Genomic DNA, 17,081 nt, shown 5'->3' on the forward strand with positions numbered 1-17,081 from the left:
CTCAGAGCTTACGGCGCTTACGCAATAAATGTCTCATAGTTTGTATAATGCTTTATGCATTCTTCCGCTTTTATCCTGTCATGGTCAGTCTGAAAGCTCACAACCAGTACTCCGTAAATCTCATCTTCACGTGTCTCCATAATTCTTATATTTGTTATCGATATGCCCTCATGGGCAAAATAACCGGTGATTTCCGAAATGATACCCGGGTAATCCGGTACATCAATATACAAATCATAAAAAGCTGGTATTGCCCCTTTGGCACGTACCGGAAGCTCATCTCGAAATTCTTTGGCACTCTTGAAAAATTTAAGGATAGATTCATAATCATCCACTTCAAGAAGCGATTTTACGCGTTCCATTTCTTTAAGCCAATCGTCCATTAAATCCATAAGCACCGATTTGTTTTGCATCAGTATATCCCGCCACATTACCGGGCTGCTCGAGGCAATTCTGGTAATGTCCCTGAACCCACCGGCAGCTAGGCGGGAAACCAGGATGTTTTCCATGTTGTAATTTTTTGCCTGGCCGACGAGCCCCGCTGCAACAATATGAGGAAAGTGGCTGATCACACCTGTCAGCAAATCATGTTCGTCAGGTGTAACGATCAGGAAATTGGCTTTCGTTCCGTCGAGCCACTCCATCAATTCGCTTAGCTTTCCTTTATCTGTATTTGCTTCAGGAGTCAATAGATAGAACGCGTTCTCAAAAAGCCTTGCTTTTGCGGCACCCGGACCGCTTTTATGGGAACCCGCCATAGGATGGCCCCCAATGAAGCAAATCCCCCTGTCTGTAAGGCATTTTGCTTCTTCGACCACTTTCTTTTTGGTACTGCCCACATCCGTAACAATAACCCCCGGCTTCAAGCACAAAGACGCAAGGGAAGCCATGATTCGCCTTGTCTCGGCTACCGGAACCGAAAGGATAATGAGGTCTGCCGCTCTTGCTGCCTCTTCAATGGTGAAAACCCCTTCGTCAACAACACCGAGCATTTTGGCAAGTCTGATATTTTTTTCACTAACATCATATCCGAATATAAATGCCTCACGATGTTGTTGCTTTATTGCAAGACCTACAGACCCGCCAATCAGGCCGAGCCCGATTATTAATACGTTTCCCCTCACCTGATCTCACCCCGATACAAACGGTTTATTGCATTTTTGCCCCTTCACGGTTTTTAGAAGCAAGGTATTCCTTCATGATGGCAATGATCCCATCATTTTGTTCCGGCGAACCGACTGTGACCCTTACTGAGGACGGAAAACCAAGCGCATTTCCGGACCGAACGATGAAACCTCTTTCTAGGAGGAATTGAAACACCTCGTCCCCATCGGTGCCAAAATCAATCAAAATGAAATTGCCCTGGGAAGGGTAGTATGATAAGTTCTCTTCTTCACAAAAACGGTAATATTGCTGAAGCCCTTTGCGGTTTTCCTGCTTGCATTTTGCAACAAACTCCTGATCGCCTATGGCCGAAATCGCCGATAGCTGGCCCATTGTGTTCGTGTTGAACGGTTCGCGTGCCGGTTCGAGCATGCGGATGATTTCCTCATTTGCGATTCCATACCCAATCCTCAAAGACGCGAGACCATAAATCTTCGAAAAAGTCCTTAAAACAATAAGATTTTTATAGGATTCGATCAGCTTTACACTATCCGGATAATCATCAGCCTCAACATATTCAAAGTATGCTTCATCAATGACAACAAGGACGTCTTCAGGCACCCGGTCCAGGAAATCAATTAGGTCAGCGGATGGAATATAAACGCCTGTTGGGTTATTGGGAGTGCACAACCAGACTACCGAAGTATTTTCATCTATTTGGGCAAGCATGCCTGTTAAATCATGCGCCCCGTCGATAAGCTCCACTTCCCTGATCTCCGCACCCTCTATTACAGCATTGTGGCGGTATTGCGGAAAAGTCGGGGCAGCCAATACCGTATTTCTTGTTGGGTGAAGCAGACTTCGGGAGATGATCTGAATGATCTCATCGGACCCATTTCCAAAAATTAGTTCCGTTTCCTTAACCCCAACGTGGTTTGCGACAGTTGTTCTCATTAAGGTTGCATACCCGTCCGGATATATGGCAAGCGAATCGCTGAAGTTTCTGACGCTTTCTTTAACGGCTTCAGACGAGCCATAAGGATTTTCATTGGAAGCAAGTTTCGTGATGCTCTCAAGGCCGTATTGCCTTTTTACTTCCTGAATTGATTTGCCGGGCTGATAAGGCTTCAGCTGTTGTACAGCACTTTTCCACTTCATTTCATTCACCTCATTTTATAAATCAACGCTTTAAAGCAGCAAAGTATAAGGGTATTATACCATACTAATACGCAGCAGCCATGGTAGTTTCGATATTTTTTTGCCAATTGTTGAACTGTTGCTGCCTGCTTTTCTACTGCTGTGTTTCTTTTAAATCAGGACGCAAAGCAATCGCCTTTTCCAAATAAGCATGCCGGATATCCTGCTGGGCTAGTTCTGTATTCAGGTGAATCATGATCCGAATACAGAATTTCAGAGAATTTGGTACCGGGATTTCCTGCATGCACATGACCGGCACATAGGTCCAGCCGTTGAACTTGCGAAGTGCCTTGGCCGGAAAGACTGAATTGATATCATCTGTTACGGAAATAAAAACGGAAGCAACGTTTTCCGGCTCTATTTCATTTTCTTCAATCATATTCACCAGCAATTTTTCCGTTGCTTCGATAATGTGCTGTTCTTCATTCCTGTCGACTGTAATCGCACCCCTGACTCCTCGAATCATCTTTCTCCCCCTTGGTTTGCGGTCATTTAGTTTTTTCTGTATATCACTGAGAGGTTATCCATAATTTCACTGTCAGATATATTTGCCATCTTTGGACTGCCCACTTTTTCGAGCAAGACAAATGTAACAATGTCGCTGATCACCTTTTTATCCCGTTTCATAAACGACAGTATATCCGTCTTGTTTAAACCTTCGTGAATCTCTGTTTCATAGCCTAAACCGCGGGCCCAATCGATAAACCCTTCAAGATCGATATCCAGCTGCAGCTTTTTCCGGCTCAAATGCAGGGCAAAGATGGTCCCGATCATAACGGCTTCACCATGCGAAAATTTTCCATATCCAGCCAATCCTTCGATAGCATGTCCAAGCGTATGGCCGAGGTTCAGGTAGGCGCGGACACCTGTTTCTTTTTCATCTTCCTCAACAATCGCCGCTTTAATTTCAATCCCTCTTTTGATCATATGCAAGAGCTGCTCTTCAGTCAGTGTATCCAACCGGGTTACATTCGCGAATAGCCAACTGTAAAACCCCGGATCCTGGATTAAAGCTTCCTTAACAACCTCCGCAAAACCCGACCTTAACTCCCTGGGAGGCAAAGTTTCCAAAAAGGATAGATCAAAAAACACGGCTTCCGGCTGATGGAAAACGCCAATCATATTCTTTCCTTGCGGATGGTTGATAGCCACCTTCCCGCCAACTGCGCTATCATGTGAAAGCAATGTAGTAGGCACCTGGATAAACGGGATGCCCCTCATGAAGGTTGCCGCAACAAAGCCGGCAAGGTCGCCGACCGCTCCTCCCCCAAGCGCGATAATCATTGATTTTCGGTTTAAGTTTTGGGAAAGCGCATAGCTCTGGCACGCAAAGAATACATCAAATGTTTTAGCATGCTCCCCTTCAGGGACTACATAATCCAAAATTGGGATACCAATACCGGACAATAATTCCTTTACGGTATGTAAATGAAGACCGGCAACTTTTTCGTCTGTGATAATCAGTATTTTCCCTACCTGGGAAAAGTGTTCCCGAATAAATTCCGGCAGGGAGTTGGTAGCATTTCGCCCGATGAAAACCGGATAGGACTTGGACGGCGTTTTTACTTTAATGGTTTCCATTGCCAATTAAAACTCCTTTGCCTCTGCCTTATGAGTTTCGATCGCCTCAACCAATTTTTCAAAACGGTCGGCCGGAAATTGATCGATCAGGGCTGCGGCAAGCTCCCATGCGACAACGGCTTCTGCAACGACGGCTGCCGCCGGGACTGCACAACTGTCGGAACGCTCGATGCTAGCTGCAAAAGCTTCTTTTGTATCGATGTCCACACTTTGCAACGGCTTATATAAAGTTGGGATCGGCTTCATGACACCGCGAACAATGATTGGCATGCCTGTCGTCATACCGCCTTCCAGGCCGCCCAGCCTATTTGTTTTTCTGTAGTAGCCATTATCCTTGCTCCATAAGATTTCATCATGCACTTCACTTCCAGGCAGATGGGCCGCTTCAAAACCGATACCGATCTCTACACCCTTGAAAGCGTTAATGCTGACAATCGCAGCCGCCAGCTTAGCGTCAAGCTTCCTGTCATAATGTACATAGCTTCCGACACCTACAGGCATTCCTTCTACAATCACTTCAACAATCCCGCCAATGGAATCACCATTTTTCTTAGCCTCATCGATTGCATCCATCATAGCTTGTTCAACATTGCTGTCAAAGCAGCGTACAGGTGATGCTTCCGTGTGCTCCTGAAGCTCTTTTATGGATGAATACGCAGTCGGGTGTGCTTTGACCCCTCCAATTTCGATTACATGGGAAGCCACTTGAATACCGAGAAGGGCCAATAATTTTTTGGCAACTGCACCTGCGGCTACCCTGACAGTCGTTTCCCTGGCAGAAGAACGCTCAAGCACGTTCCGCAAATCCCTGTGTCCGTACTTTATCCCGCCGTTTAGGTCCGCATGCCCAGGCCTTGGCCTTGTTATTTTCCTTTTCACTTCCTCTGATTCCGGCCCGCTAATGGGCTCACTGCCCATAATTTTGGTCCAATGTGTCCAGTCCTTGTTTTCAACTACCAGTGCTACAGGCGAACCAAGTGTATAACCATGCCTGATGCCCGAAGCGATAAATGCCTTGTCTTTCTCGATCTGCATCCTCCTGCCGCGGCCATATCCTTTCTGCCTGCGTGCAAGCTCATTGTTTATGTCTTCCTGATTAATCGGCATGCCGGCAGGCAACCCCTCGATGATGGCAGTCAACTGCGGGCCGTGGGATTCCCCGGCCGTTAAATATCTCATTTACTTTTTCCCCCTTTTATCTCTTTAAAGGATTTATGTATCAATATACCATAGTTTTTAGAAAAGTGGGAACTGTTATCAAGCTTTGAAATCAGAAAATATAAAAAAAACCAAATTCCCGCCCAGAGGGGAATTCAGCCTTTTTTGCCTGCGCTTAGAATAAATTTGCCTGATTGTTTTTTATAAAAGAACGTATCTTCCGTATCGAATTGATAGGAGGCAGGGTTAAAAATCTGTTCCGTACTTCCGACAAAGAAAACTCCGTCCTCTTTCAGGGATTCACTGAATTTATTGTAAAGCGTATGTTTTGCCTCTTCTGTAAAGTAAATGAGCACATTGCGGCACACGATCAAGTCAAACCCTGAATCAAAACGGTCAGCAAGCAGATTCTGTTTCTTGAATGTTACCGTCCGCTTTATTTCATCTGCGACCTTGTAGAAGTCTCCTTCTTTTATAAAATATTTTGCCTTCATATGGCCAGGAACCTCGTTCAGGGAGCGGGCCGGATAAACGCCCATCTTCGCCCTCGCCAGTACATTCTCATCAATGTCTGTGGCCTGGATTTCAATTTGGGATAATGATACAAGGTTCGATAAAACCATTGCAATAGTATACGGTTCCTCACCGGTTGAACATGCTGCGCTCCATATTTTCAGCTTCCTCGACGAACTCAGCAATCTTGGAAGAATCTTTTTCTCAAGCACTTCCCACCTTTTTGCATTGCGGTAAAATTCGGAAACATTGATCGTCATCCTGTCCAGAAACTCATTTAGAGCGGCAGAGTCCTTTTGAATGGCTTGGTAATATGCACCAAACGATTTATACCCCTTTTTTTCATATAACGAAATTAGCCTGCGCTTCATTTGGGCTTCTTTATAGAGTGATAAATCGATTCCTGTCAATTTTTTTATATGTGTTATGAAATCCATGTATTCGTGATGCATAGACTATGGCTCCTTCAAAATATATTCATTTTAATATGTTTCCTCAATTAAGTATATCGGTATTAAATCGATAGAAGTTTGCAATTTGGGAATATTTCTTGAAATCTTTCTTTTGGGCATAAAGAAACTCGCGCATTGGCGAGTCTTGAAAAGCAAAGACAGAGTGGAGAAGTTGAGGCGTACAGGGTCACATAGGCCTAACCATAAGGAGGTAGCGTAAATTAGTCTGTGTTCTTCTTTCCTTAACTCTTTGTCACTATGTCGTGTGAACATCGGCGTTGCCAAGTCATACTTTCTTAAAGTAAAAAAGCCTTGCCGGCAGGCAAAGCTTTTTTTATTATGAATCTATTAATAAACCCATTGGCTAATCAATTTAGGGTATTCTACCAATTCTTCTTGTTTGAAGAATAAGCCGATTTCACGCTCTGCGCTTTCCGGAGAATCAGATCCATGGATAACATTCTTGCCCACATTGACTGCAAAATCTCCGCGGATTGTAGCTGCTGCCGCGTCTTTTGGGTTTGTCGCCCCCATCATCTGGCGCGAGGTAGCGATTACATTTTCACCTTCCCAAACCATAGCAAATACAGGTCCTGAAGTAATGAAATCGACTAATTCCCCAAAGAACGGCCGCTCTTTGTGTTCACCATAGTGCTGCTCGGCAAGCTCTTGTGAAATCGACATCAATTTTGCGCCAACAAGACGGAAACCTTTTTTCTCGAAACGTGATACGATCTCACCGATCAGGTTGCGTTGTACACCATCAGGTTTAACCATTAGAAACGTTTTTTCCATGAATGTCCACTCCTAATATGTATGATAGATGCCCTTTTTCCAGACAATCCAAAAAAATAGTATCATTTTTTCGAAATATTCGCAACCCTCGGTTACGACAATTATTTAATACTTGCGTTTACCAATGAATTTGGCTATTTCATATAACGTTTTTTTTGCACGGTTTGCAGGCAGTTCCGCAAGGACTTCAAAGGCTTTCTGCAAATAGGCATTACCCAATTCAGCGGCTTTTTCAATAGCGCCGGAAGTGTTGATTAATTGGAGCAGCTCCGCTAATTCTTCCTTGGAAGTATTCTCATGTACCCTCTCCACCCTTGCCTTTATGGCAGGGTCCTTCATCGCAATCAATACGGGGAGGGTGATATTTCCCTGGCGCAAATCGCCTCCGGCGGGTTTTCCGAGTTCCTTTTCCGTAGCAGTAAAATCGAGGATATCATCCGTGATCTGATATGTCATGCCGACAAAATACCCAAAACGGAATAAGTGTTTATGAATGTTTTCCTCCACATCGGCCGCGATTGCCCCTAATTGGCAGCTCGAAGCGATAAGGAGTGCAGTTTTACGCTTAATTTTCCTTAAATATGTCCTTAAATTCTGGTTAAAGTCATACTTATCCCTGATCTGCTCAATTTCACCTTTGCATACTTCGACGATTGTATGTGCCAAGAGCTGGTGTGCCAGAGGATTTTTAATATTGGACATCACCTCAAGGGATCGTGCAAAAATATAATCGCCCGTGTACATGGCGATCCGGTTATCCCATTTGGATTTGATGGTCGGTGCTCCTCGTCGCAGGTCCGAATCATCGATCACATCATCATGGACGAGCGAGGCCATATGGATCAGTTCAAGAACGATTGCGGCGTTTTTGATAACATGGATATCATAATTGCCAAACTTTGCAGCCAGCAATACAAAAACTGGGCGAATCCGCTTTCCCCCTGATTGCAGCAAATGCACAGAAGCTTGTCTAAGAACAGGTGAATCGGCCTGTATGGAAGCTTCTAATTCTTTTTCGATTATTTTCAAGTCTGTATTCAAATCAGAATACAACGTTGTAAGTTTCATACACTCCACCCAGCTTTGTAAATGCTTTTCATGCTCATATCGCTTTTCGGCCAAAATGTGTCGCTGCCACCCCGCCGCTATGGGCTTTATAGCTAACATTGGCAAAACCGGCTTCCTTGAACATGGATGCCAGTTCTTTCATGCCAGGGAAATCGCGTGCCGACTCCTGCAGCCACGAATATTCCTTATAGCTTTTGGCGAACAGCTTTCCAAAGACAGGCATGATAAACCGGAAGTAAAAATAATACAGCTGTTTAAAACCTATCAATGTCGGCTGGGATGTTTCGAGGCATACAGCCATCCCGCCCGGTTTTAGAACCCTGTGCATTTCTTTAAGCACTTGCATATAATCCGGAACATTGCGAAGCCCGAATCCAATGGTTACATAATCAAAGGTATTATCTTCAAAGGGCAGTTCCATCGCATTTCCGTGGATTAAGTCTACATATTCGCCAATTTCCAGTTTTCTCACTTTTTCTTCCCCTATTTTCAGCATATTCTTGCTGAAATCAAGGCCTGTGACCTTTCCCGCAGACCCTGTCTTTTCTGCCAAGGCAATGGTCCAGTCGGCTGTGCCGCAGCAAACATCAAGCGCGATTGCGCCATGAGGGACATTCATATGGTTCATGGTGGCTTTACGCCATCTAATGTGCTGCTTAAAGCTGATGACAGAGTTCATCTTGTCATAATTATCATAGATTTTTTCAAAGACATGATGGACTCTTTGTTCCTTCGACTGTTGCATTGTTTTTACCCTTCTTCCACAAATGAATTTGCCGCATGTGCCGTATAATCCAAAATGGCCCCTATCCTGCTAGCCAGGACCCCTTGTTTTGGACCTTTCTTTTCCAGAGTCCGGCGGAGCGAAGCATGGGCGCTTGCAATACACTGATCCATTTTATTCAGAACGAAAGCAGCCTGCTCGTTTGATAAAGGGCCTGACTTATCCTTTTTCGGATAAAACATCTTTTTTAAAATCTCGAAAATGATGGATTGTCCGGTTTCCAGGTAGCTCTTCTTTTCCAGATGCAGACGGTTCAAGAGAAGGATATCTTCGGCCAGGTCCTTCCATACGGGGCTTCCCATGCTTTCGGCCACTTTTCGAATCAATGACGATTCGATCGCTTTTAATGTTTTAATCAGGCCAGACATGTCGGATAAAGACTTTTGGTAAAGCAATATTTTATGTTCATTTACGTCTTTAATCGCGCTCGCCAGTACCCTGATTAACGTGATGTTCTCCACCTCGGCAAGAAGCTGGTAGTACAAACCGCTGTAATAATCCCCGGCCAACACTGTCAACTGCCGGCTTTTCATCTGGCTTCCATCGTAATCAGGGACATTGGAATTGGTTACAGATTCATGTGCATCGAGGGCCATTTGAACCAGCATGGTGGATACTATATATTTTTTCCGGTCAGCTTCCGTTATCTCCAAATCATTAAACAACCCTGCTAAGAGGAGCAGCTTATCTTCATCGATTGTCGGCTTTTCCAAAAACATCTGCAAATAAGGATGATTCGTTTTTGCTTGTATCAATTCTTTCAATTCTGCCAAAAGAGTAGTTAATTTTAACAACTGAAATCACCCTTGCATCCGTCGTAAAATAATTTTTATTTACCTGCTACCGCTGTACGCAGGTCAGTTTAAAAACACAAATCATTATAACATAAAAATAATGCGATAGTACCTATAGTCGTACTATTTTATTTATGGCGTTCTCCAGAAAAAGGGTGGGCATAAAGGAAGGACTGTCAAACCAATTATGCCGGCCAATTTGGGTAAAAGAGAAAGGCTCGCAGCCCTGTATAAGATTATTTTCCCGGCTGGCTCCTCTTCGCTTCACTCTCTATCTCTCCAAAGGCAGTATAAATCTTTGCATTCCCCCTGATTTTTATCGCTGAAGTATGTTCGGTGAACTGGGCAATCATTACTTCACCGGAATCAAGTTTTTCAGAATGGTGGAATCTTGTATCCGTCCCCCTTGTCAACCCTATTACGTTGACGCCATCTTCGACTGCCTTGATTACAACATAATCACGTATCAATTTTTCCTCCATAATGTACGCCTCCACATCTTCGAGTTTTACCGGGCCTTATTAATCTTTAATGAAAGCAAGTACTTCGGCCCTTGAACGGGCATCCTCGGCAAAAGCTCCGCGGACAGCGGAAGTGACTGTTTTCGCGCCGGGCTTCTTTACCCCCCGCATCGTCATACACATATGCTCCGCCTCGACCACCACCATTACACCATGAGGCTCAAGCTTTTCCATAATCGAGTCCGCCACCGTCGATGTAATTCTTTCCTGCAGCTGCGGCCTCCTCGAGACAGCCTCTACGGCTCTGGCCAGCTTGCTTAAACCCGTCACTCTCCCGTTCCTTGGTATGTAAGCAACATGCGCTTTTCCATAAAAAGGGACCAGATGATGCTCGCATACGGAATAAAACGGGATATCCTTTACCAGCACAAGCTCTTCATGGTCTTCCCCGAATATCGTTTCAAAATATTGCTTGGGGTCCTGGCTTAGTCCGGAAAATACTTCTTCATACATCCTTGCTACACGTTTTGGGGTATCTAAAAGACCTTCACGGTCTGGATCTTCACCGACCGCTTCCAAGATCATTCTTACGGCTTCTTCTATTTGGGCATGATTAACGTTTCCCATTGCTGTTCCTCCTTAAAACACAAGCATTATGCAAAAAAACATATTAACCAATTTTAACATACTTTGAAAAAAAGAAGCAAAAAAGGGGTCCACTCACGAGTGGGCCCCTTTTGGCTTAAAGTACCGTATGTAATTACTTCACAGCGTCTTTAAGTGCTTTACCAGGCTTGAATGCCGGCACCTTACTTGCAGCGATTTCGATTTCATCGCCGGTCTGCGGGTTACGGCCTTTGCGAGCCGCACGCTCACGAACTTCGAAGTTACCAAAACCGATCAATTGTACTTTATCACCGTTTTTCAAAGCGTCTAAGATTGTATCAAAAACAGCATCAACCGCTTTTGTAGCATCTTTCTTGGAAAGCTCTCCTGCTTCAGCAACTGCGTTAATCAATTCTGTCTTGTTCATGCCATTCACCTCCTCCCAAAAGGATTTGTATAAAAAATCAATATTACAAACACTGTATAATAGTGATTTGTTACTAAGTTAATAATTTCCTTTTGTTTCCAAAAACGAAGATGGAAATTAGTCGCTGTAACCTATGGCAAGAATTCTCAAATGGGTAAGAATGGCGATATAACGCGTTTTCTTAATGTAGATTATCACAAATGCTATTCCATTAGCAAGGGATAAAAAAAAATTGTGGGAATCTTTTCTTAAAAAAAGCATATATTATTTATTTATTCTTCAAAAAGCCACGATAACTCAGCAAGGGAACAGGAGGCAGCACTAAAAAACCCAACTGCTTGCGGGCCTGTTTAAAGGCCGAAATCAGGTGCGCCCGTGCCCACAGGATATGGATTACATAGAGCAGACATGGGGACATGGTGCACTTAGTTTGTGTACGCATAAAAAGAACCAGCCTGCTCCAGGCTGGTTCGACCTTAACCTATAGAATAATCGCAATCAATCCGCCGGACCCTTCGTTTATGATTCGCTCCAATGTTTCTTTTAATTTGTAGCGGGCGTTTTCAGGCATTAGCGATAATTTGGCCTGGATTCCTTCCCTTACAATCGAACTTAAGGAGCGGCCAAAAATATCGGAGTTCCAGATTGATAGTGGATTATCTTCAAAATCTTGCATTAGATAGCGTACCAGCTCCTCACTTTGCTTTTCTGTACCAATGATCGGAGCAAATTCCGACTCCACATCCACTTTTATCATATGGATGGAAGGTGCTACTGCTTTCAATCGGACACCAAACCGCGATCCTTGCCTGATTATTTCCGGTTCATCAAGGCTCATATCGGCCAACGAAGGTGCGGCTACGCCATAACCGGTCTGCTTCACCATTTTCAGCGCATCTGAAACTTGATCATATTCGGCTTTCGCATGAGCGAAGTCCTGCATGAGCGCAAGAAGATGGTCTTTTCCGCGGATTTCAACACCGACAATCTCTTTTAATATATCATCATAAAGCGCATCCGGTGCATAAAGGTCGATTTCCGCTACACCCTGGCCCATCTCAATGCCGGCAAGGCTGGCGCGTTCGATGAACTCAAAATCATTGAAATGACCTACAACTCTGTCAACATCTCGCAGCCGCTTTATATCTTTTACTGTTTCTTTGACAGCCTCCTGGTAGCTTTCCCGAAGCCAATGGTTTTCTTTTAGAACCAATACCCAGCTTGGAAGGTTTACATTCACTTCCAAAACAGGGAATTCATACAATGCTTCACGGAGAACATTCAAAACGTCGGTTTCGCGCATTCCTTCCACACTCATGGCCAAGACCGGAATATCATATTTTTCCTGAAGGTTCTCCCTCAGGGCGACCGTATCAGGATGATGAGGCTGTACCGAGTTAACAATCATGATAAATGGTTTGCCGACCTCTTTTAGTTCTTCTATGACCCTTTCTTCGGCCTCAATATAATCGCTTCGCGGAATCTCCCCGATCGTGCCGTCTGTCGTTATGACAACTCCTAGAGTTGAATGGTCCTGTATAACCTTTCTTGTGCCGATTTCGGCAGCTTCATGAAAAGGGATCGGCTCTTCGTACCATGGAGTATGGATCATGCGGGGTCCGTTTTCATCTTCATATCCTTTTGCCCCAGGCACAGTATAACCGACACAATCGACGAGCCTGATGTTTACATCAAGGCCTTCAGCCACATGAATCGACGCTGCCTGGTTCGGGACAAATTTCGGTTCAGTCGTCATGATCGTTTTTCCAGCTGCGCTTTGAGGCAGCTCATCCTGTGCCCTTGCGCGGTCCGCTTCTGTACTTATGTTCGGTATGACCACCAATTCCATAAACTTTTTAATAAATGTAGATTTACCGGTGCGCACTGCGCCCACAACACCTAAGTATATATCTCCGCCGGTACGTTCAGCTATATCTTTAAAAATATCTACCTTTTCCAAGGTATCCCCTCCCGATATTAGAGTTGCTGGGATAACATCATCCGTTTATGCAATCTAGGACACTATTAGTTTATGATGTTGTCCTAAAAATATATTCCTGATTTTTTAACATGAAATCCTCCTTTTTTCCCTACATCGGATTTGTTTTTATATGAGTGCTGTTTATTGTAAGGTTAAGGATTTTCAGAAGCTAAAGAAATAACCCTTCCCCTACAATATATTTTGCAGAAAAAGGGTTATGCCTATTTTGTTAAGAATATGGGTTTATTTGTTTTTTGGTCAATGGTGTATGGAAGCGAATAAGCGGGGACAAATTCCGAACTTTCCGCCAATACCGGCCGGATATCCTCACCCGGTTTAAACTGTTTATCTATTTTTTGTACAGAATCAACTAAATCTGGCGTATAGTCCACAAACAGCTCTGCCTTTGAATTCGTCACGATGGACAGCGGTTTCCCTGAATATGGGCTAACGATTGTGGGATCCTCTTTCAAGCCCATTTTTTTGTAATCCAGCGTAAACACATCGTCTGCCAGCTGCTCTTTAAAAGGCGGATAGCCATTATTCTCCCTATGAATCCTAAGGCGCAGATTCAGGTCCTGTAGCTGCTGCGCAATCCGGATATCAAATATTTTCACAGTTGGGTTTGTTTCTTCATCTATAATTACATATTGAAAAACTCCGCCAGATTCATATGAATTCCCTGGAGGTTCAGCCATATAGGTAGGAACTATTTTTTTGAAATCGATAAGGTGCTTTTGATAATACGGGGTATCCCCCGGTTTCGTCTTTATTGGCAGGATTCCACCCTCATCTTTTTTGAACTGGTCAACCGCACTTTGGACAGATTGGATTTGCTCCTTATATGGAACCTGATTTTCCGCGCTCCTCTGTTCGGGGTACAGGCACCCAGTCAATAATGACATTGCCAGTAGCAAAATCGCTGTTAATTTGATTCTCAATCTCTTCATTTCATTCAACCTCACTATGCAGTCGGTCCGCTTAAAACGACAAATAATATGATTAAACCGGCGGAAATCATCAATATGTAAGCAATCACTGCCGTCAAAACACGAAGGATGCCCTTTAGTTTATAACGGCTGAAATAAATCATTAGAATGGAAATAAACATAAAGATCATGGCAGCAAACGAAATCCACATCTTCTGTAAAGCTGGTGTCATTTGTTTCACTCCTTTTTAGATGGCTCTGATGAAAGGTTTTCAAAGGGAATTCCATGAAATATAACAAAAAATTCCGGCAAGAATTTCCTTAGCCAATCCGAAAACATTATACCACATGCAGGGTTTGTCGAATACGTAAAAAATTCCGCCAGATTGGCGGATATACGAGGGAAGACACAACTTATCGCACGAATGGCGACAGTCGTTGTATTTTCTTATACTTTTTTTCATTAAGAAGTTTAAACTTCTTAATGAAAAAAAGCAGAAGATAGAAATCATCCATCTTCTGCCATTGACTAAATCCCCCATAAACCAGGTCAGATTACCAGTTTACTACGATGCATTGTATGCGGCACAGGAGGAAACCGTATCCTCTAACGCCTATATTTGAAAAATAAATAAACCAATGGCTGATATTTAATCGCCCAGCCTCGCCCCAAGTATGTTGACCAGGTCCTCCATCTCAGCTGTTTTCGTCCTATTCATTAAACGATCCACAGATTCTTTGACATTTTCGCCGTTAAACAGTACATGATACAGTGCCGATGTAATCGGCATGTCCACATTGTATTTTTTGGCCAGCTGATAAGCCGCTTTTGTTGTTCTTACACCTTCCACGACCATTCCCATATTTTCAAGCACTTCATCGAGCTTTTGCCCTTTTCCAAGCAGATTGCCTGCGCGCCAATTTCGGGAGTGTACACTCGTACAGGTAACGATCAAATCGCCAATGCCAGCAAGGCCGGAAAATGTTAGGGGATTCGCACCCATCGCCGTGCCCAATCTGGAAATTTCTGCAAGTCCCCTTGTAATCAAAGCGGCTTTCGCATTATCCCCATACCCAAGGCCATCCGTTATCCCTGCAGCAAGGGCGATGATATTCTTCAACGCACCTCCAATTTCGACACCGACGATGTCGGGGTTCGTATAGACCCTGAAGTTCTGGTTGATGAATAAGTCCTGTATCCTTTCGGCTGTCTCCATATTCCGGGAGGATACCGTTACTGTGGTTGGATGGCGCAGGCTCACTTCCTCCGCATGGCTAGGCCCTGAAAGGACGACAACGCCAGCAAGCAGGGATGACGGCAGCTCTTCTTCAATCATTTCGGAAATCCTGAGCAGTGTGTCCGGTTCAATCCCCTTGCTGACATGGACAATTGTAAAGGGATTTTCCGCTACCGGTGCAATCTTGCCAAGCACCTCGCGAATGGCCTTTGTCGGAACAGCCAGAACGAGGTCTGTGATTCCATTCATAACCTCCCTCAAAGAGGTGTACCCTTTGATGCCCGCCGGAAGCTTTAAACCTGGCAAATATTTATGGTTGGTATGGCGTTCGTTAATTTCATCAATTTGTTCCTGTTTATGCCCCCAGATCCTGACATCGTGCCCATTATCGGCAAGTACCAACGCCAGGGCCGTCCCCCAGCTTCCCGCACCAATAACGGCGATGCCTTGTGTATTTTTAGGCATATTACGAGCACCTCCCTTATTTTCTAGGCCGCCCAAAGATTTTGATCGGTGTTCCCTCGAAATTGAATGCATCCCGCAACCTGTTTTCCAAGAAACGCTCATAGGAAAAATGCAGCAGCTCAGGATCATTTACGAATACCACAAAGGTTGGCGGCTTCACAGCAACCTGGGTCGTATAGTAGACTTTAAGCCGCTGTCCGTTATGGGTTGGTGTCGGGTTCATGGCAATGGCATCCATTAACACTTCATTCAACACATTTGTCTGTACCCTCAGTGAATGCGATTCGCTTACCCTGTCGATGACAGGAAGCATGGAATGCACACGTTTCTTTGTAATTGCCGATACATAAACAATTGGCGCATAGTCAAGGAAAAGAAAATGAGCCCTGATGTTTTCCTCGAATTCCTTCATTGTTTTCTCGTCTTTTTCGATTGCATCCCATTTATTGACTACGATGATCACAGCACGTCCCGCCTCATGGGCATAGCCGGCAATTTTTTTATCTTGCTCCCTGATGCCTTCCTCTGCGTTTAAGACGACAAGAACTACATCAGATCGTTCGATGGCCCGCAAGGCACGTAAAACACTGTATTTCTCAGTGCTTTCATACACTTTTCCTTTTTTTCTCATCCCAGCCGTATCAATGATGACATATTCTTTCCCATTAAACGTATATGGCGTGTCAATAGCATCCCGGGTGGTCCCTTCAATGTCGCTTACGATTACCCGTTCTTCACCGAGAATTGCGTTTACAAGCGAGGATTTCCCGACATTCGGGCGGCCGATCAGGCTAAATTTAATGACATCTTCTCCGTAGTCCTGTTCTTCATGCTTTGGAAAGCTTTTAGCTACCTCATCAAGCAGGTCCCCCAATCCTAAACCATGGGAGCCGGAGATTGGAAATGGTTCCCCAAAACCGAGTGAATAAAAATCGTAAATCTGTTCGCGCATTTCCGGATTATCAATCTTATTCACCGCAAGAACTACCGGCTTTTTGGATTTATACAAGATCTTAGCGACTTCCTCATCAGCTGATGTGACTCCCTCGCGGCCATTCACCATAAAAATGATGACATCCGCTTCATCTATGGCTATTTCCGCTTGTTGGCGAATTTGCTCAAGGAATGGCTCATCCCCGATATCAATTCCTCCAGTATCGATAATGTTAAAATCGTATGTCAGCCATTCGCCAGAGCTGTATATCCTGTCCCTTGTTACACCTGGGACATCCTCGACTATCGAAACACGTTCTCCGACTATTCTATTGAATATAGTGGATTTCCCGACGTTTGGCCGCCCCACTATCGCTATTACCGGTTTTGGCATTGCATTCCACCCTTTCTGGATTGATATGTTTATGAAATTTATGAAGGCGTTTGAAAACCGCTCTAACAATCGGAATATGTATATAAATGCCAGCGGTCCCCCGCTGTATATGTGCCCGCTTATTATTCTTCATCGAAAACATAATATTTGATTTTTCCATATGCTTAGGCAAGTGCAGCGCATGGCTGCACCAGTTTCTAA

At 44.2% G+C, this 17,081-nt stretch carries 18 protein-coding genes; all 18 read right to left on the reverse strand.

The annotated features are described in order from the left end of the window. Positions 1 to 17 precede the first annotated feature (17 nt). Positions 18 to 1,124: a prephenate dehydrogenase gene (locus D0466_RS06545; RefSeq protein ID WP_117321709.1), complete on the reverse strand. Its 1,107-nt coding sequence runs from the start codon at positions 1,122 to 1,124 to the stop codon at positions 18 to 20. Between the two features lie 25 nt (positions 1,125 to 1,149). Then, positions 1,150 to 2,262, reverse strand: a complete 1,113-nt coding sequence (gene hisC, locus D0466_RS06550) for a histidinol-phosphate transaminase (RefSeq protein WP_117321710.1) — start codon at positions 2,260 to 2,262, stop codon at positions 1,150 to 1,152. Positions 2,263 to 2,395: 133 nt separating this feature from the next. After that, entirely contained in the window at positions 2,396 to 2,767 is a 372-nt protein-coding gene (aroH, locus tag D0466_RS06555; RefSeq protein ID WP_117321711.1) for a chorismate mutase, read from the reverse strand. Positions 2,768 to 2,793: 26 nt separating this feature from the next. After that, complete coding sequence (gene aroB / locus D0466_RS06560) at positions 2,794 to 3,882, reverse strand: 3-dehydroquinate synthase (protein ID WP_117322241.1); 1,089 nt, start codon at positions 3,880 to 3,882, stop codon at positions 2,794 to 2,796. A gap of 6 nt (positions 3,883 to 3,888) precedes the next feature. Then, positions 3,889 to 5,061 (reverse strand): chorismate synthase, encoded by a 1,173-nt coding sequence (gene aroC, locus D0466_RS06565; RefSeq protein ID WP_117321712.1) that lies wholly within the window; start codon positions 5,059 to 5,061, stop codon positions 3,889 to 3,891. 134 nt (positions 5,062 to 5,195) lie between these two features. After that, on the reverse strand, positions 5,196 to 6,005 hold the full coding sequence (locus D0466_RS06570; RefSeq protein ID WP_117321713.1) for a CheR family methyltransferase: 810 nt from the start codon (positions 6,003 to 6,005) through the stop codon (positions 5,196 to 5,198). A gap of 348 nt (positions 6,006 to 6,353) precedes the next feature. After that, a complete protein-coding gene (ndk, locus tag D0466_RS06575; RefSeq protein WP_117321714.1) occupies positions 6,354 to 6,800 on the reverse strand; it encodes a nucleoside-diphosphate kinase in 447 nt (148 codons plus the stop codon). Between the two features lie 105 nt (positions 6,801 to 6,905). Continuing rightward, positions 6,906 to 7,868 (reverse strand): heptaprenyl diphosphate synthase component II, encoded by a 963-nt coding sequence (gene hepT / locus D0466_RS06580; protein WP_117322242.1) that lies wholly within the window; start codon positions 7,866 to 7,868, stop codon positions 6,906 to 6,908. Between the two features lie 34 nt (positions 7,869 to 7,902). Continuing rightward, a complete protein-coding gene (locus tag D0466_RS06585) occupies positions 7,903 to 8,613 on the reverse strand; it encodes a demethylmenaquinone methyltransferase (RefSeq protein ID WP_117321715.1) in 711 nt (236 codons plus the stop codon). A gap of 5 nt (positions 8,614 to 8,618) precedes the next feature. Further along, positions 8,619 to 9,446, reverse strand: a complete 828-nt coding sequence (locus D0466_RS06590) for a heptaprenyl diphosphate synthase component 1 (RefSeq protein WP_117321716.1) — start codon at positions 9,444 to 9,446, stop codon at positions 8,619 to 8,621. A 236-nt stretch (positions 9,447 to 9,682) separates the two neighbouring features. Further along, positions 9,683 to 9,928, reverse strand: coding sequence for a trp RNA-binding attenuation protein MtrB (gene mtrB, locus D0466_RS06595; RefSeq protein WP_117321717.1), 246 nt, complete (start codon positions 9,926 to 9,928; stop codon positions 9,683 to 9,685). A 39-nt stretch (positions 9,929 to 9,967) separates the two neighbouring features. Further along, positions 9,968 to 10,534 carry a GTP cyclohydrolase I FolE gene (gene folE / locus D0466_RS06600; RefSeq protein WP_117321718.1) on the reverse strand — a complete coding sequence of 189 codons (567 nt, stop codon included), beginning with the start codon at positions 10,532 to 10,534 and terminating at the stop codon, positions 9,968 to 9,970. Between the two features lie 133 nt (positions 10,535 to 10,667). Next, on the reverse strand, positions 10,668 to 10,940 hold the full coding sequence (locus D0466_RS06605; RefSeq protein ID WP_117321719.1) for an HU family DNA-binding protein: 273 nt from the start codon (positions 10,938 to 10,940) through the stop codon (positions 10,668 to 10,670). Between the two features lie 481 nt (positions 10,941 to 11,421). After that, a complete protein-coding gene (gene spoIVA, locus D0466_RS06610; protein WP_117321720.1) occupies positions 11,422 to 12,900 on the reverse strand; it encodes a stage IV sporulation protein A in 1,479 nt (492 codons plus the stop codon). A gap of 242 nt (positions 12,901 to 13,142) precedes the next feature. After that, the gene (locus tag D0466_RS06615) at positions 13,143 to 13,871 is read right to left on the reverse strand and encodes a hypothetical protein (RefSeq protein WP_117321721.1); all 729 of its coding nucleotides are present in this window, start codon (positions 13,869 to 13,871) and stop codon (positions 13,143 to 13,145) included. A 14-nt stretch (positions 13,872 to 13,885) separates the two neighbouring features. Continuing rightward, positions 13,886 to 14,083: a DUF2768 domain-containing protein gene (locus D0466_RS06620; protein ID WP_117321722.1), complete on the reverse strand. Its 198-nt coding sequence runs from the start codon at positions 14,081 to 14,083 to the stop codon at positions 13,886 to 13,888. A gap of 417 nt (positions 14,084 to 14,500) precedes the next feature. After that, positions 14,501 to 15,553: an NAD(P)H-dependent glycerol-3-phosphate dehydrogenase gene (locus D0466_RS06630; protein WP_117321724.1), complete on the reverse strand. Its 1,053-nt coding sequence runs from the start codon at positions 15,551 to 15,553 to the stop codon at positions 14,501 to 14,503. 16 nt (positions 15,554 to 15,569) lie between these two features. Next, positions 15,570 to 16,880 carry a ribosome biogenesis GTPase Der gene (der, locus tag D0466_RS06635; protein ID WP_117321725.1) on the reverse strand — a complete coding sequence of 437 codons (1,311 nt, stop codon included), beginning with the start codon at positions 16,878 to 16,880 and terminating at the stop codon, positions 15,570 to 15,572. Between the last annotated feature and the right edge of the window lie 201 nt (positions 16,881 to 17,081).

It is taken from the genome of Peribacillus glennii (assembly GCF_003429105.1).
Classification (GTDB): Bacteria; Bacillota; Bacilli; order Bacillales; family DSM-1321; genus Peribacillus; species Peribacillus glennii.

Bases quoted from the DNA above. Each gene is read 5' to 3' on its own strand.
- hisC (WP_117321710.1), bottom strand. From the start codon at position 2,262: ATGAAGTGGAAAAGTGCTGTACAACAGCTGAAGCCTTATCAGCCCGGC.
- aroH (WP_117321711.1), bottom strand. From the start codon at position 2,767: ATGATTCGAGGAGTCAGGGGTGCGATTACAGTCGACAGGAATGAAGAA.
- aroB (WP_117322241.1), bottom strand. From the start codon at position 3,882: ATGGAAACCATTAAAGTAAAAACGCCGTCCAAGTCCTATCCGGTTTTC.
- aroC (WP_117321712.1), bottom strand. From the start codon at position 5,061: ATGAGATATTTAACGGCCGGGGAATCCCACGGCCCGCAGTTGACTGCC.
- D0466_RS06570 (WP_117321713.1), bottom strand. From the start codon at position 6,005: ATGCATCACGAATACATGGATTTCATAACACATATAAAAAAATTGACA.
- ndk (WP_117321714.1), bottom strand. From the start codon at position 6,800: ATGGAAAAAACGTTTCTAATGGTTAAACCTGATGGTGTACAACGCAAC.
- hepT (WP_117322242.1), bottom strand. From the start codon at position 7,868: ATGAAACTTACAACGTTGTATTCTGATTTGAATACAGACTTGAAAATA.
- D0466_RS06585 (WP_117321715.1), bottom strand. From the start codon at position 8,613: ATGCAACAGTCGAAGGAACAAAGAGTCCATCATGTCTTTGAAAAAATC.
- mtrB (WP_117321717.1), bottom strand. From the start codon at position 9,928: ATGGAGGAAAAATTGATACGTGATTATGTTGTAATCAAGGCAGTCGAA.
- folE (WP_117321718.1), bottom strand. From the start codon at position 10,534: ATGGGAAACGTTAATCATGCCCAAATAGAAGAAGCCGTAAGAATGATC.
- D0466_RS06605 (WP_117321719.1), bottom strand. From the start codon at position 10,940: ATGAACAAGACAGAATTGATTAACGCAGTTGCTGAAGCAGGAGAGCTT.
- D0466_RS06615 (WP_117321721.1), bottom strand. From the start codon at position 13,871: ATGAAGAGATTGAGAATCAAATTAACAGCGATTTTGCTACTGGCAATG.
- D0466_RS06620 (WP_117321722.1), bottom strand. From the start codon at position 14,083: ATGACACCAGCTTTACAGAAGATGTGGATTTCGTTTGCTGCCATGATC.
- D0466_RS06630 (WP_117321724.1), bottom strand. From the start codon at position 15,553: ATGCCTAAAAATACACAAGGCATCGCCGTTATTGGTGCGGGAAGCTGG.
- der (WP_117321725.1), bottom strand. From the start codon at position 16,880: ATGCCAAAACCGGTAATAGCGATAGTGGGGCGGCCAAACGTCGGGAAA.